The following is a 12,660-nucleotide window of genomic DNA, read 5'->3' as shown; positions in this document are numbered from 1 at the left end:
TTATCATTATCCTTTTTTACTCTGCACCGAAACTTTCCCGCAATCGCCGCGTAACTCTTCCCGACAATCGAATCAACAATTGTCGCACCAGAAGGGTTCTCCAATGGCAAAGTCCATCCTCAAGGCATTCTGCTTTTCCGCCGGCCTGGCTCTATCGGGCCTCGCAGCTACGACGGCCTATACGCTCGCCAATCCCGCCGTTGGCGGCGCTGCGATGCTGACCTCGAAGAACATCGTCGAGAACGCCCTCAACTCGCCGATCCACAAGACGCTGGTTGCCGCCGTCAAGGCCGCCGGCCTGGTCGACACGCTGGAAAGCGCGGGACCCTTCACGGTGTTTGCGCCGACCGATTCCGCCTTCAAGAAACTGCCGGCCGGCACCGTCGCCACGCTGGTGAAGCCCGAAAATAAGGACAAGCTGACCAAGATCCTGACCGCCCATGTCGTGGCCGGCAAGATCTCGGCCAAGGATATGATGACCAAGGCCAAGGCGATGGGTGGCAAGTATGAAATGAAGACCGTCAGCGGCGACACGCTGATCGCCGAGGTAAAAAAAGGCGCGCTTTATATCGTCGACGAATCCGGCGGCGCCGCCAAGGTAACGGTCGCCGACGTCAACCAGTCGAACGGCGTCATCCACGTCGTCAACAAGGTGCTGTTGCCGAAGTAACGGCTTTACGCAACGGGGAATGACGGCGGGCTGCGACGGGCTTTCTCGGTCTGCCTTCCCCACCTCACGAGGAGGTGCCATTCTTTTGAAGCCGTCTTCGACACCACCGGGGTCCTGCTTGTCCTTCGCAGGGCCCCGTTTTTTTTGTTTCAGGGCGCCTTAGCCGACGGCGGCGGTCGACCTGATCGTGATCTGCCGCGGCACGAACTGAACATCGAAGCCCAGCAGGGCTCGCTCATCGGGCGATTGGTGCTATAGGGCGGATCACGCCATCTCGAATGGCGGCTTTAATTTGCGCCACTCTCGACGGATCTCGCCATGGACGGACCCAACCCAGACATCAAACACCCGATCCCGATGCACACCCGCGTCGGCTTCCTCAAGCCCCTGGTCACCGCGCCGAATATCGAGATCGGCGAGTTCACCTACTATGACGATCCTGACGGACCGGACAAATTCGCCGAGCGGTGCGTGCTGCATCATTATCCCTTCATCGGCGACAAGCTGATAATCGGCAAGTTCTGCGCCATCGCCGAGGGCGCGCGCTTCATCATGAACGGCGCCAACCATGCCATGTCCGGCTTTTCCACCTATCCGTTCAACATTTTCGGCCATGGCTGGGAGCAAGGCTTCGACCCGAAGACGTGGTCGCAGGAACTGCGCGGCGACACGGTGGTCGGCAATGATGTATGGATCGGCATGGATGCGGTGATCATGCCCGGCGTGTCGGTCGGCAATGGCGCCATCGTGGCGGCGAAATCGGTGGTGACGCATGACGTGCCGGCCTATGCGATCGTCGCCGGCAATGCGGCAAAGGTGGTGAAGATGCGTTTCGACGACAGGACGGTCAGGCGGCTGCTTTCCGTGGCGTGGTGGAACTGGCCGGTGGACAAGATCGGCCGCAACCTCAACGCCATTCGGGGCGCCGATATTTCCAGGCTGGAGGCAGCGATTTGAACGCGCTGGGCAACACCGTCATCGGAACCGACCTGTTCACCAAGGGGTGGATCTTCATCCGCGGCGTGCCGGCGATGAAGTTCCTGCCGCCGGAGGGGCCGCCGGAGATCGCCTTTGCCGGCCGCTCCAATGTCGGCAAGTCGTCGCTGATCAATGCGCTGGTCGGCCATAACGGGCTGGCGCGCACCTCCAACACGCCGGGGCGCACGCAGGAGCTCAACTATTTCGTGCCGGGCGGGTTTTCCGGCGAAGGCACCGACTTGCCGCCAATGGCGCTGGTCGACATGCCGGGCTACGGCTATGCCAGCGCGCCGAAGGAAAAGGTGGACGATTGGACCAAGCTGGTCTTCGACTATCTCAAGGGCCGCGTGACGCTGAAGCGGGTCTATGTGCTGATCGATTCCCGCCATGGCATCAAAGCCAAGGACGACGAAGTGCTGTCGCTGCTCGACAAGGCGGCGGTGTCCTACCAGATCGTGCTGACCAAGACCGACAAGATCAAGGCCGCCGGCGTGCCGCAGCTGATCGAAGAGACATTACTGAAGATCAAGAAGCGGCCGGCGGCGTTTCCGTTCGTGCTCGCCACGTCGTCGGAAAAGGGCGAGGGTCTGGACGAACTGCGCGCGGCGATCGTGCTGGCGGCCAATGGCGGTTAAAAGCAACTCCGGGAAAAGTGTGAAGCGGCTTTCCGTCCGGAGTTGCGAAAAAAGACCTTTGGCTAACTAGGCCTTTGCCTTGGACTTCGCCTCGAGCGCGATCATCTGGTGGCTTTCTTCCTCGGCAAGCTTTTCAGTGCCGTAGGACTTCAGGAACAGGCTGACGCCCGACCGCACGATGTGGTCGATTTCATCCTGGCTCGGCGCCTTGGTGCGGTAGGCGAAGATGCACTGGCGAAACAGGCCGGCGAGGCACAGTTCGGTGAATTGATAGGCGGCAAGATCGACATCATCGATCTTGAGCAGGCCGCGTTCGATGGCTGCATTGAGGAACTTGACCACCTTGTCGTGGCCGCGTTTGGGGCCACGTTCGTAAAACCGCGCGCCCATGTCCGGTATCCTGTCGGAGGCGCCGATCACGGTGCGTTGCGCCTGGATGACCTTGGCCGAGGTGATCTTCATCGACAGCACCTTGCCGAATTTCACCAGCGTCTGGCGCAGATCGTCGGCGCGGTCGAGCATGTCGTACATGTTCTTGAAGATGGTGCCGCGCTCTTCCTCGATCAGCGCCTCGAACAGCTCTTCCTTGTTGGCGAAGTAGACATAGATCGTGCCCTTGGAGACGCCGGCCTCGCGGGTAATGTCGTTCATCGACGCCGCTTCGAAGCCCTTGTCGATGAACACGCGCCGCGCGCCCTCAATGATCTGGCTGCGCTTGACCGGATCCTGGCCCGCCGCCGGGCGGCCGCGACGCGCACTATCCAGCACATCGCACCGATCATTTTCGACGTCGGGTAACGTGTCGGCCATTAAAGTCACACCTCGCGAAATAATTCGAACCGAGCGGTTCGATTGCTCTTGATATGGGCCCGCTTTAGCGCTATGTCAACGTTCGCATCGAACCGAACGGTTCAGTATAACACATTTTCCTTATGTAGCTACGGTAGCGAGATATCATGTCCTCGAACACGCCAACCACCGCCGAAGTCCGCCCCTTTCCCAACGCCAAGGTCTCGCCGGTTATCGAAGCGCCGGAAGCGCCCATCAAGCCTGCCGCCGAAGTTTTGGCCGAGGTGCCGGCCAAGAAGAAGCGGTCGGCTCGCTCGTTGATGCTGCCGATGATCGGCCTCGCTCTGCTCAGTGCCGGCGCCTGGTATGGCTATAATTACTGGACCGACGGCCGGTTCCTGATTTCGACCGACGATGCCTATGTCCAGGCCGACATGTCGTTCGTCTCGCCGAAGATTTCCGGCTATGTCGATCAAGTCAAGGTCTCGGAGAACCAGCAGGTCAAGGCTGGCGATCCGCTGCTGACGATCGATGACGGCGACTACAGAATAGCCGTTGCCCAGGCGGAGGCGCAGATCGCCACGCTGGCCAAGACGCTCGACCGTATCGACGCGCAGACCAAGGCGGCGCAAGCTTCGCTGCAACAGGCGCAGGCGCAGAAGGTCGCCGACCAGGCGGCAGCCGACAATGCCGCTCGCGCCCAGCAGCGCGCCGCGCAACTGGTCAAGACGCATGTCGGCACGCAGGCGCAACTGGACGATGCCCAGACCGCTCTCGATCAGGCCAATGCGGCCCTTGTCGGCGCCGACGCGCAGATTGCAGCCGCACAGGCCAATATCGGCGTGTTCGAAGCGCAGCGCGCCGAATCGGCCAGCACGCTGGCTTCGCTGCGGCTGAACCGCGACAAGGCCGCGCGCGATCTGTCCTTCACCGTGCTCAAGGCGCCTTATGACGGCGTCGTCGGCAACCGCTCGGTCGAGCAGGGCGACCTCGTCAGCCCCGGCCAGAAGCTCGCCGTCGTGGTGCCGCTGGACAAGCTCTACATCGTTGCCAACTTCAAGGAGACGCAGCTGGCCAAGCTGGTGCCCGGCGAGAAGGTTCGGGTCTCGGTCGACGCCACGGACGGCCATGATTTCGAAGGCACGGTGTCGTCGCTGGCGCCGGCTTCGGGTGCCGTGTTCTCGCTCCTGCCGCCGGAAAATGCCACCGGCAACTTCACCAAGGTGGTGCAGCGCATCCCGGTTCGCATCGACGTCCCGGCCGATGTGCTGAAGGCAGGCAGGCTGCGCGCCGGCCTGAGCGTCGTTGTCGCCGTCGACAGCCGCACGGCTCCGGCCGCGGCGAACTGAGCGAAAGCCGGGAGCAACGCCATGGCAACCGCAACCATAACAGCAGGAGCGGCGCCGGCCATGCCAGCGGTGCCGACGACCATCTCGACGCGCCGCCTCATCGCCTTCCTGGCGATGGTGTTCGGCATGTTCATGGCGATCCTCGACATCCAGATCGTCTCAGCCTCGCTGGCCGAGATCCAGGCCGGCCTCAGCGCCAGTTCCGACGAAATCCCATGGGTGCAGACCGCCTATCTGATCGCCGAAGTGGTGATGATCCCGCTGTCGGGCTTCCTCAGCCGGATGCTGTCGACGCGCGTGCTGTTTGCAGGCGCCGCGGCCGGCTTCACGGCGGCCAGCGCGCTGGCCGCGACCGCCACCAACATCGACCAGATGATCGTCTACCGAGCCATCCAGGGCTTTATCGGCGGCGGCATGATCCCGAGCGTTTTCGCCGCCGCCTTCACCATCTTCCCGCCGTCGCGCCGCGCCATGGTGTCGCCGATGATCGGCCTGGTGGCGACGCTGGCGCCGACCATCGGCCCGACCGTCGGCGGCTATATCAGCCATGCCATGTCGTGGCACTGGCTGTTCCTCATCAATGTCATTCCAGGCATTCTGGTGACGGTCACGACCTGGACCCTGATCGATTTCGACAAGCCCAATCTCGGCCTGTTCAGCAAGTTCGACTGGTGGGGCCTTGCCGGCATGGCGGCGTTTCTCGGCTGCATGGAATATGTGCTCGAGGAAGGTCCGAACCATGACTGGCTGCAGGAACAGGCCGTGTTCATCTGCGCCATCATCATGGTTGTCGGTGCGGCGCTGTTCTTCTGGCGTGCCTTCACCGCCGAGGAGCCGATCGTCGATCTCAGGGCCTTCACCAACGTCAATTTCGCCTTCGGTTCGCTGTTCTCCTTCGTCATCGGCATCGGCCTGTACGGTCTGACCTATCTCTACCCGGTGTTCCTCGGGCGCATCCGCGGCTACGATTCCATGATGATCGGCGAAGCCTTGTTCGTCAGCGGCCTGGCGATGTTCGTCACTGCGCTGATTTCCGGCATCCTGTCGAGCAAGATGGATTTGCGCATCATGATGATGATCGGGCTGTTCGGCTTCGCTGCCGGCACATGGTGGATGACGCATCTGACCGCCGACTGGGATTTCTGGGAATTGCTGATCCCGCAGATCCTGCGCGGCAGCTCGATGATGCTGTGCATGGTGCCGATCAACAACATTGCGCTCGGCACCTTGCCGCCGGACCGGCTGAAGAACGCGTCGGGCCTGTTCAACCTGACCCGCAACCTCGGCGGTGCGGTCGGCCTTGCCGTCATCAACACCGTGCTGATCGATCGCAGCGCCTTCCACTACGCCAGGCTGGCCGAGCATGTGGAATGGGGCAGTGCGGCGGCGCAGACCAAGCTGCAGAACATGACGCTCGACTTCCAGCAGACTCCCGGCCTCGACGCCACCAAGGCGGCGATCTCCAAACTGTCGGGCATGGTCCAGCAGCAGGCGTCGCTGCTGTCGTTCATGGATGTGTTCACCATGCTGACCGTGCTGTTCGCGACCATGGCGGTCTTCACCCTGGTCATCGCCAAGCCGGCGCCGCCCGCGGGCAGCGGCGGCGGAGGCCATTGAGCGCGCCGGACCCCCCGCCTGGCGCGCTCATGTGTGACCCCGGAAATCACCCCCGATTTCCGGGGTCACGCTTAAGCATCGATCGTTGTCAAGCTCCTTGGTCGAACACCCGGCGCGCTATGCTGCGGCAGGCGGCCCAAACCATTTGGTCAGCGAGTCGGTTAGCCCGGCTGCTTCAGGGCCGCCGACCCAGGCCACATAACCGTCAGGCCGGACCAGCACTGCGCGTGGGGCTTCGACTGCCCCCAGCACCGGAAGCTCCCATGCGCCATCGTAGCTGGCGTCGACCAGCTGAATCCGCTCCACCCACTGGCCGATACCAAAAGCGCCGGGCTCACCAAGATTAAGCAGCAGCGGCCGAGCGTCATGCAGCAGGGCGAAAACCGGCAGTGGACCGGCAGCGGTGACGAGGTCGAGATCCGGCATGCGACGCCCCAGCAGCGGATGCCCCTCGCCAAGATCGTAGTGGATGTCCAGGCCGGACAACATGCCGGCAAAACGCTTGCGCGGCTCTTCCATGCCGAGAAGTTCCGACACTGTATCGCGCAGCGCCTTGGTGCGCTCGTCTTCGCGACGGAGCACGACCGACGCCATGGTGTTTTTCATCACACGCGCGGCAATCGGGTGGCGCTCTGCCTGGTAGCTGTCGAGCAGGCTTTCGGGCGCAGTTTTCCTGACCACCTGGGCGAGCTTCCAGCCCAGATTGACCGCGTCCTGCACGCCGGTCTGCAGCCCCTGTCCACCGTCCGGTGGATGCACGTGCGCGGCGTCGCCTGCCAGCAGCACCCGCCCCTTGCGGTATGAGGCTGCCTGCCGGGTCATGTCGGTGAAGCGGGCCAGCGATGTTGGATTGTGGACGCCGTAATCGGTGCCGTAGACGGCAATGAGCGCCTCGCTGAGCTCATGCAATGTGGGCACGCCGCCGGCCCCGACCTCGCGTTCGGTCACCAGCACCCGCACCGTACCGTCTTCCAGTCTGCTGAGGCCGTGAATTCCGATGGCATCGCGGTGGATACCCCATTGCGGCTCTTCTGTTACCTCGATCTCGGCGATCAAATTGCTGGTTGTCGGCTCGGAACCGGGGAACTCTATGCCCCCCGCCTTGCGCACGAGGCTTCTGCCGCCGTCGCAGCCGACAAGATAATCGGCACGAAGCGACCCGCCATCTGTCAGCGCGACATCGACGCCGCCTGCATCCTGCACGAAGCCTGTCACCTCGCGGCCACGGTAGACCGTGACGCCAAGTTCATCGACCCAGCAGGCAAGGATGCGCTCGATGTGCTTTTGCCACAGCGCCAGCCCGTAATTGTGGCGGGTGGGGAAGTCGCTGATATCAAGCGAAACGCCGGCGAAACCCGCGACCTGGGCGGTCTGGCCTTGCGACAGGAACCGATCGGCAATGCCGCGCTGGTCGAAGATCTCGATGGTGCGCGAATGCAGGCCGCCGGAGCGCACGCCCGCGAGATCCTGGTTCTCGCGCCGCTCGACGATGGCGACATCGATGCCGGCCAGGGACAGTTCGCCGGCCAGCATCAACCCGGTCGGGCCGCCGCCGGCGATCACCACTTGATGGGAGATACGCGGCCGGTCCGCATCAACACCGCCGGTCGATTTGGCGGTCGATCTGCGCTCGCTAGCGCGAGCCCGTGCTTTGGTTCGTTGCATAGGTTCTGGCCCTCTCGTTAGGGCTGCGGAATCTACGCATAAAAAGCCGTCTGCCAATTCTTGAAGTTGACTGTTTTCGCTCCATTTCAAGAGATAGGAGGCGGTCGTCACGCCGGCGCCAAATCCCCACCCCGCTAAAGACGCCGAACGGTCAGGCAGTGGCCGGCTTGAAGCTGAGCGCAACGCCGTTGATGCAGTGGCGCAGGCCGGTGGGTGCGGGACCGTCATCGAAGACATGGCCGAGATGACCGCCGCAGCGGCGGCAATGAACCTCGGTGCGGGTCATGCCCAGAGAACGATCCGTGGTCTTGCCGACGCTGTTGGCGATCTCCTGCCAGAAGCTCGGCCATCCGGTACCGGAATCGAACTTGGTCTCCCAGGAATAGACCGGCAGGTCGCAGCCGGCGCAGGCGAAAATGCCTTTGCGGTGCTCGTTGAGCAGCGGGCTGGTGCCGGGATATTCGGTGCCTTCCTTGCGCAGCACATTGAAGGCTTCATCCGACAGGATGGCGTGCCACTCGGCGTCGGTCTTGGTGACCTCGAAGGTTTCGGCAGCTCTGGCGGACTGGGTTCCGCCCAAGCGTAGCGTTGGCAAGGCGCCGGCGACGGCCGCAAAGGCGACGCCACTCAAAAGCAAGTCGCGACGGTTCATGACGGAAATCCTCCTGCGGATCATTTTGCCAGATTTGGCCGCCACTGGAAAATCAAAAGCCGGTGACGGTTGCCCTGCAAACCGAACGCTCCAAGCCGGCTCCGCGTTTTGTGGCGGACGGCGTGGAGCGCTCGGAAGATTGCGCGGCCCGCGAAGGGGGAGCCGCGCAATCAGAGAGCTTACCGCCTGTTCGTCGGCGGCAGGGGCTTTGTTACATCTTCGGCAGCAGGACCTTGTCGATGACGTGGATGACGCCGTTCGACTGCTCGACATCGGCGATCGTGACATTGGCGACATTGCCGTTCTCGTCGGCTACGGTGACCTTGCCGCCATCGGCCTTGAGCGACAGCTCGCAGCCGCCGACCGTCTTGACCTTGTGGGTGCCGCCATCGGCCTTGGCCATCGAGGCGACATCGGCGCCCATCGCCTTGGCGCCGATGACATGGCAGGTCAGGATCTTGGTGAGCTTGTCCTTGTTCTCGGGCTTGAGCAGCGACTCGACCGTGCCAGCCGGAAGCGCGGCGAAGGCCTCATTGGTCGGCGCGAAGACGGTGAACGGGCCGGCGCCCTGCAGTGTCTCGACCAGGCCGGCAGCCTTGACGGCGGCGACCAGTGTCGTGTGATCCTTCGAATTGACGGCGTTCTCGACGATGTTCTTGTTGGCGTACATGGCGGCGCCGCCAACCATCGGATTCTCGGCATAGGCGATTGTGGCGAGGGCGGAGACGGCAATGGTACCGGCGAGCAAAAGGGTGGCGATTCTACGCATAGTGTTCGAACTCCTCGGGGTTATTGTTTCCTCTTTCGGAACAGAGGAGATACGAAATAGACCTGCCTGAGTTTCCGCGCGCCGGGAAAAATTTCCTTTATTTTGTCGGCGAATTAATCTCCCAGATCGAACCTCTAATCTCCAGCAGCGTATCCAAAACGAAAACAGCGGAAGATGTACTTCCGCTGTCTTCATTGTCACGTCATGGTTTTACGATCTATCAGATGCCCTTCAGGTCGCCCGCGGCAACGACCGGTCCGGTCGGCTGTCCCGTCGTCGAACCGCCCGTCGGCTCGACGCTGACAGCAAGCACGGCGCCTTGCGCCAGCTTCTGCTGCACGGCCGGGGTAACCGGGATATGGGCGACCTGGCCGGCGGGGATGAGGCCCATCGAGACCGGAGCATTCTTGCCTTCGATCATCCACAGTTCGAAGTCCTTGCCGGCGGCGCGTTCGCCCGAAACCAGCGACAGGCCGACATCGCGGCGGGAAGCGTCGTAGACGACAAGGTATTTGACATCGCTGCCTTCGGCAGCCAGCGAGGCGACGAGGCGCTCCTGCGGCACGACGACCGGCGACCTGACGTAAGGCACGGCGACATAGAGCACCAGGGCCGCGAGAGCCGCTGCGGTGAGGCCGCGCCAGAAGGCAAGGCTGGACCAGAGACTGCCGGTCGGGGCCGTCATCGACGCCGCGGTGGAGGAGAACAGCCGGCGATCGATAGCCGGCTTGATGGTGGCCGGCGGCTCTACCTCAGCATAAGCGGCAGCCATCGGCGAGAGGTTTACTTCCCAGGAATCGACGAGACGGGCAAAGCCGGTCTCCGCGTCGATGCGTCCGGAGGCTATCTGGCGCTCATCCGCCGGCAGCACGCCGAGAACGTATTCGGCTGCGAGCAGGTCGTCGCCTCCACGTTCCGGTCCATTTTCTTCTGCCAGGGTCATCTTTCCAGACATTCTCTAAGTTTCAACAGGCTGCGGCGCAGCCATGTCCGCATCGTGTTGAGCGGAACCTTGTGACGTTCCGCGAGCTCGGCGTAACTTTCGCCGTTCAAATAAGCACCCCGAACGGCTTGCGCCCGGTCTTGTTCCAACTCTTCAAGGCACTGATAGATGCGCTCGGATTCACCGCCCGCAACAACCATAGCCTCTGGCCCCGGACCGGGGTCAGCCACGTCGAGCGCGGCATCGATATCGGCAGCGGGCTTGCGTCGCGACCGGATGCGATCAATCGCATGATTGCGTGCTATGGCCACCAGCCAGGAGATTGGGCTTAGATCGGAAACAGCGAAACGGTCCGCCTTCGTCCACACTTTGACGAAGACCTCTTGCAGCGCTTCTTCCGCATCTCCGCGATCCTTCAATACACGAAGGCACACGCCGAAAAGTTTCGCACTGGTTTGCCGGTAAAGCAGATCGAACGCAGTCCGATCCTTCATCGAGGTCCGGACAATCAGGGTGGAGATATCCTGCGGCGTCATACGGACAAGCTAAGCGATCACGATTTATTTGCAAAGGCAGAAATCTTGTTGTCCACGCAATCGATGTCCGCGCCCGATCGCCAGTAATCGCCGGTCGGTTGCCAAGGAAATCGGCTGTCGTTAGCCTCCCGCAGATAGGGGAACAGCAATGTCGGCCGAACGGATGCTGTGGGAGAACGATGCGACCGGCTTGGCAGAGCTGTTGCACAGAGGCGAGATCTCTCCGCCAGACCTTGTCGATGCTGCGATCGCGCGCGCCGAGGCAACCCGATCATTGCGCATCCGCCGCTTGCCTGAGGCGCCATGGACCCGAAGGGGGCCGACGAGCTCATCGAAAACCTGCTCGACAAATTGCATTTGACCCGTCTCTTGGAGATCAGATCCTTGTTTGGGCAATTGATGGACAAGAGCCTGTGGTTCACCACTGGCCGGCGATCCAGAATGGCCTGCCGCTTGGCATCCAGGCCGTCGGCCGCCCCGGCGACGAGCAGGACGCTTTTGTCGCTTGCCGCGCAGATGGAGAAGGTTTCCGGGTGGCTGACGCGGCGGGCGCCGCTCAAGGTGCCGGCCTGATCCGGCAGATTTCATCATCGTGATAGCAAAGCTGTTTGCGGCCTGGGCCAATTCCCGCTAAGACGCCGCCGTCCTTACCCGCATCCAGGGAACCATGCCGATGACGGAGATCACCGCCACCGCCGAAATGCAGGCCGCCCTGCTCTCGCGGGCCCTGCCCTATATGCAGCGCTACGAGCACAAGACGGTGGTGGTGAAATATGGCGGTCATGCCATGGGCGATATCGAGCTCGGCAAGGCTTTCGCCCGTGACATCGCGCTGCTGAAGCAGTCCGGCGTCAACCCGATCGTCGTCCATGGCGGCGGGCCGCAGATCGGCGCCATGCTGGCCAAGATGGGCATCGAATCCAAGTTCGAAGGCGGGCTGCGCGTCACGGACCAGAAGACGGTCGAGATCGTCGAGATGGTGCTGGCCGGTTCGATAAACAAGGAGATCGTCGCGCTGATCAACGCCGAGGGCGAATGGGCGATCGGCCTGTGCGGCAAGGACGGCAACATGGTGTTCGCCGAAAAGGCGCGCAAGACCATGATCGACCCGGACTCCAACATCGAGCGTGTGCTCGATCTCGGTTTCGTCGGCGAGCCGGTCGAGGTCGACCGCACCCTACTCGACCTGCTGGCACGCTCGGAAATGATCCCGGTGCTGGCGCCGGTGGCGCCGGGCCGCGACGGCCACACGTACAACATCAATGCCGACACCTTTGCCGGCGCCATCGCCGGCGCCTGCCAGGCGACGCGCCTTTTGTTCCTGACCGACGTGCCCGGCGTGCTCGACAAGAACAAGAAGCTGATCGACGAACTGACAGTGGCCGAAGCCAAGGCGCTGATCAAGGACGGCACGGTGTCGGGCGGCATGATCCCCAAGGTCGAGACCTGCATCGAGGCGATCGAGCGCGGCGTCGAAGGCGTCGTCATCCTCAACGGCAAGACGCCGCATGCGGTGCTTCTGGAACTGTTCACCGAACACGGCGCCGGCACGCTAATCGTGCCCTGATCGGCAACTGGCTTGGCGGCCAGTTGGTCGGCTGGCCAGCCCTTAGGCAGGCTGGGGCAGGCGCGCGATGACCTTTATCTCGAAGTCGAAGCCGGCTAACCAGTTGACGCCGACCGCCGTCCAATTGGTGTAGGGCGGTTCACCGAACACCTTCAGCCGAACGGCATCGATCACGGGCCATTGCGTTGCCGGATCGGTGTGAAAGGTGGTCACGTCGACTATATCGTCGAACGTGGCGCCCGCTGCTTTCAGCACTGCCGCGAGATTGTCGAAGGCAAGCTGGACCTGCTTTTCGAAGACAGGTTCGGGCGACCCGTCCTCGCGGCTGCCGACCTGGCCCGAGACAAACAAAAGATCGCCCGATCGGATTGCAGCAGAATAGCGATTGATCTCGTAGAGAGCCTGCCTGCCGGCAGGAAAGATCGCGTCACGTTTGGTCATTTTCACTCCATTGTCCGGGGCACTCACATACGTCCCGTATGCATGAGGT

General features: G+C 62.5%; 14 protein-coding genes. 7 read left to right on the top strand and 7 right to left on the bottom strand.

The features are described from left to right. The first annotated feature begins 103 nt into the window (after window positions 1-103). The 3 genes from X756_RS159660 (at window position 104) to yihA (ending at window position 2,283) form a co-directional block, all read left to right on the top strand. The gene (locus X756_RS159660; RefSeq protein ID WP_023673244.1) at window positions 104-670 is read left to right on the top strand and encodes a fasciclin domain-containing protein; all 567 of its coding nucleotides are present in this window, start codon (window positions 104-106) and stop codon (window positions 668-670) included. A 318-nt stretch (window positions 671-988) separates the two neighbouring features. Continuing rightward, window positions 989-1,627: a CatB-related O-acetyltransferase gene (locus tag X756_RS159665; RefSeq protein ID WP_023681358.1), complete on the top strand. Its 639-nt coding sequence runs from the start codon at window positions 989-991 to the stop codon at window positions 1,625-1,627. Beyond that, window positions 1,624-2,283: a ribosome biogenesis GTP-binding protein YihA/YsxC gene (yihA, locus tag X756_RS159670; RefSeq protein ID WP_023673242.1), complete on the top strand. Its 660-nt coding sequence runs from the start codon at window positions 1,624-1,626 to the stop codon at window positions 2,281-2,283. Before X756_RS159665 ends, yihA begins: the two co-directional genes overlap by 4 nt. Window positions 2,284-2,349: 66 nt before the next feature. Here the strand turns inward: yihA and X756_RS159675 are convergent, their stop codons facing one another. Beyond that, window positions 2,350-3,093: a TetR/AcrR family transcriptional regulator gene (locus X756_RS159675; RefSeq protein ID WP_023710413.1), complete on the bottom strand. Its 744-nt coding sequence runs from the start codon at window positions 3,091-3,093 to the stop codon at window positions 2,350-2,352. Window positions 3,094-3,239: 146 nt separating this feature from the next. Between X756_RS159675 and X756_RS159680 the strand changes: the two genes are divergently transcribed. Together X756_RS159680 and X756_RS159685 are read left to right on the top strand one after the other, a co-directional pair. Beyond that, window positions 3,240-4,421 (top strand): HlyD family secretion protein, encoded by a 1,182-nt coding sequence (locus X756_RS159680; RefSeq protein WP_023728825.1) that lies wholly within the window; start codon window positions 3,240-3,242, stop codon window positions 4,419-4,421. A gap of 21 nt (window positions 4,422-4,442) precedes the next feature. Then, entirely contained in the window at window positions 4,443-6,038 is a 1,596-nt protein-coding gene (locus tag X756_RS159685) for a DHA2 family efflux MFS transporter permease subunit (protein ID WP_023728824.1), read from the top strand. A 117-nt stretch (window positions 6,039-6,155) separates the two neighbouring features. On the opposite strand, the gene X756_RS159690 is transcribed toward X756_RS159685, so the two are convergent. From X756_RS159690 to X756_RS159710, 5 genes are all read right to left on the bottom strand, one after another. Then, a complete protein-coding gene (locus X756_RS159690; RefSeq protein ID WP_050589216.1) occupies window positions 6,156-7,703 on the bottom strand; it encodes an FAD-dependent monooxygenase in 1,548 nt (515 codons plus the stop codon). Between the two features lie 151 nt (window positions 7,704-7,854). Then, entirely contained in the window at window positions 7,855-8,355 is a 501-nt protein-coding gene (msrB, locus tag X756_RS159695; RefSeq protein ID WP_023728822.1) for a peptide-methionine (R)-S-oxide reductase MsrB, read from the bottom strand. Between the two features lie 211 nt (window positions 8,356-8,566). Continuing rightward, entirely contained in the window at window positions 8,567-9,124 is a 558-nt protein-coding gene (locus X756_RS159700; RefSeq protein WP_023687459.1) for a fasciclin domain-containing protein, read from the bottom strand. 220 nt (window positions 9,125-9,344) lie between these two features. Then, the gene (locus X756_RS159705) at window positions 9,345-10,067 is read right to left on the bottom strand and encodes an anti-sigma factor (RefSeq protein WP_023728821.1); all 723 of its coding nucleotides are present in this window, start codon (window positions 10,065-10,067) and stop codon (window positions 9,345-9,347) included. Next, window positions 10,064-10,603, bottom strand: coding sequence for a sigma-70 family RNA polymerase sigma factor (locus X756_RS159710; protein WP_023673234.1), 540 nt, complete (start codon window positions 10,601-10,603; stop codon window positions 10,064-10,066). Before X756_RS159710 ends, X756_RS159705 begins: the two co-directional genes overlap by 4 nt. A gap of 303 nt (window positions 10,604-10,906) precedes the next feature. On the opposite strand from X756_RS159710, the gene X756_RS159715 reads away from it, so the two are divergent. Both X756_RS159715 and argB read left to right on the top strand, forming a co-directional pair. Continuing rightward, window positions 10,907-11,176, top strand: a complete 270-nt coding sequence (locus X756_RS159715) for a hypothetical protein (RefSeq protein WP_023728820.1) — start codon at window positions 10,907-10,909, stop codon at window positions 11,174-11,176. A gap of 100 nt (window positions 11,177-11,276) precedes the next feature. Then, window positions 11,277-12,170, top strand: coding sequence for an acetylglutamate kinase (argB, locus tag X756_RS159720; protein WP_013528489.1), 894 nt, complete (start codon window positions 11,277-11,279; stop codon window positions 12,168-12,170). 42 nt (window positions 12,171-12,212) lie between these two features. Here the strand turns inward: argB and X756_RS159725 are convergent, their stop codons facing one another. Continuing rightward, a complete protein-coding gene (locus tag X756_RS159725; RefSeq protein ID WP_023687463.1) occupies window positions 12,213-12,611 on the bottom strand; it encodes a RidA family protein in 399 nt (132 codons plus the stop codon). Window positions 12,612-12,660 lie beyond the last annotated feature (49 nt).

The sequence above is a fragment of the Mesorhizobium sp. LNJC405B00 genome (assembly GCF_000502615.1).
In the GTDB taxonomy this organism is placed as follows: domain Bacteria; phylum Pseudomonadota; class Alphaproteobacteria; order Rhizobiales; family Rhizobiaceae; genus Mesorhizobium.
Note: the sequence above shows the minus strand (reverse complement) of the source record. Positions and strands in the feature narration are given on the sequence as shown.

Bases quoted from the DNA above. Each gene is read 5' to 3' on its own strand.
- X756_RS159660 (WP_023673244.1), top strand. From the start codon at position 104: ATGGCAAAGTCCATCCTCAAGGCATTCTGCTTTTCCGCCGGCCTGGCT.
- X756_RS159685 (WP_023728824.1), top strand. From the start codon at position 4,443: ATGGCAACCGCAACCATAACAGCAGGAGCGGCGCCGGCCATGCCAGCG.
- X756_RS159665 (WP_023681358.1), top strand. From the start codon at position 989: ATGGACGGACCCAACCCAGACATCAAACACCCGATCCCGATGCACACC.
- X756_RS159705 (WP_023728821.1), bottom strand. From the start codon at position 10,067: ATGACCCTGGCAGAAGAAAATGGACCGGAACGTGGAGGCGACGACCTG.
- msrB (WP_023728822.1), bottom strand. From the start codon at position 8,355: ATGAACCGTCGCGACTTGCTTTTGAGTGGCGTCGCCTTTGCGGCCGTC.
- X756_RS159700 (WP_023687459.1), bottom strand. From the start codon at position 9,124: ATGCGTAGAATCGCCACCCTTTTGCTCGCCGGTACCATTGCCGTCTCC.
- X756_RS159690 (WP_050589216.1), bottom strand. From the start codon at position 7,703: ATGCAACGAACCAAAGCACGGGCTCGCGCTAGCGAGCGCAGATCGACC.
- argB (WP_013528489.1), top strand. From the start codon at position 11,277: ATGACGGAGATCACCGCCACCGCCGAAATGCAGGCCGCCCTGCTCTCG.
- X756_RS159715 (WP_023728820.1), top strand. From the start codon at position 10,907: ATGGACCCGAAGGGGGCCGACGAGCTCATCGAAAACCTGCTCGACAAA.
- X756_RS159710 (WP_023673234.1), bottom strand. From the start codon at position 10,603: ATGACGCCGCAGGATATCTCCACCCTGATTGTCCGGACCTCGATGAAG.
- X756_RS159680 (WP_023728825.1), top strand. From the start codon at position 3,240: ATGTCCTCGAACACGCCAACCACCGCCGAAGTCCGCCCCTTTCCCAAC.
- X756_RS159725 (WP_023687463.1), bottom strand. From the start codon at position 12,611: ATGACCAAACGTGACGCGATCTTTCCTGCCGGCAGGCAGGCTCTCTAC.
- X756_RS159675 (WP_023710413.1), bottom strand. From the start codon at position 3,093: ATGGCCGACACGTTACCCGACGTCGAAAATGATCGGTGCGATGTGCTG.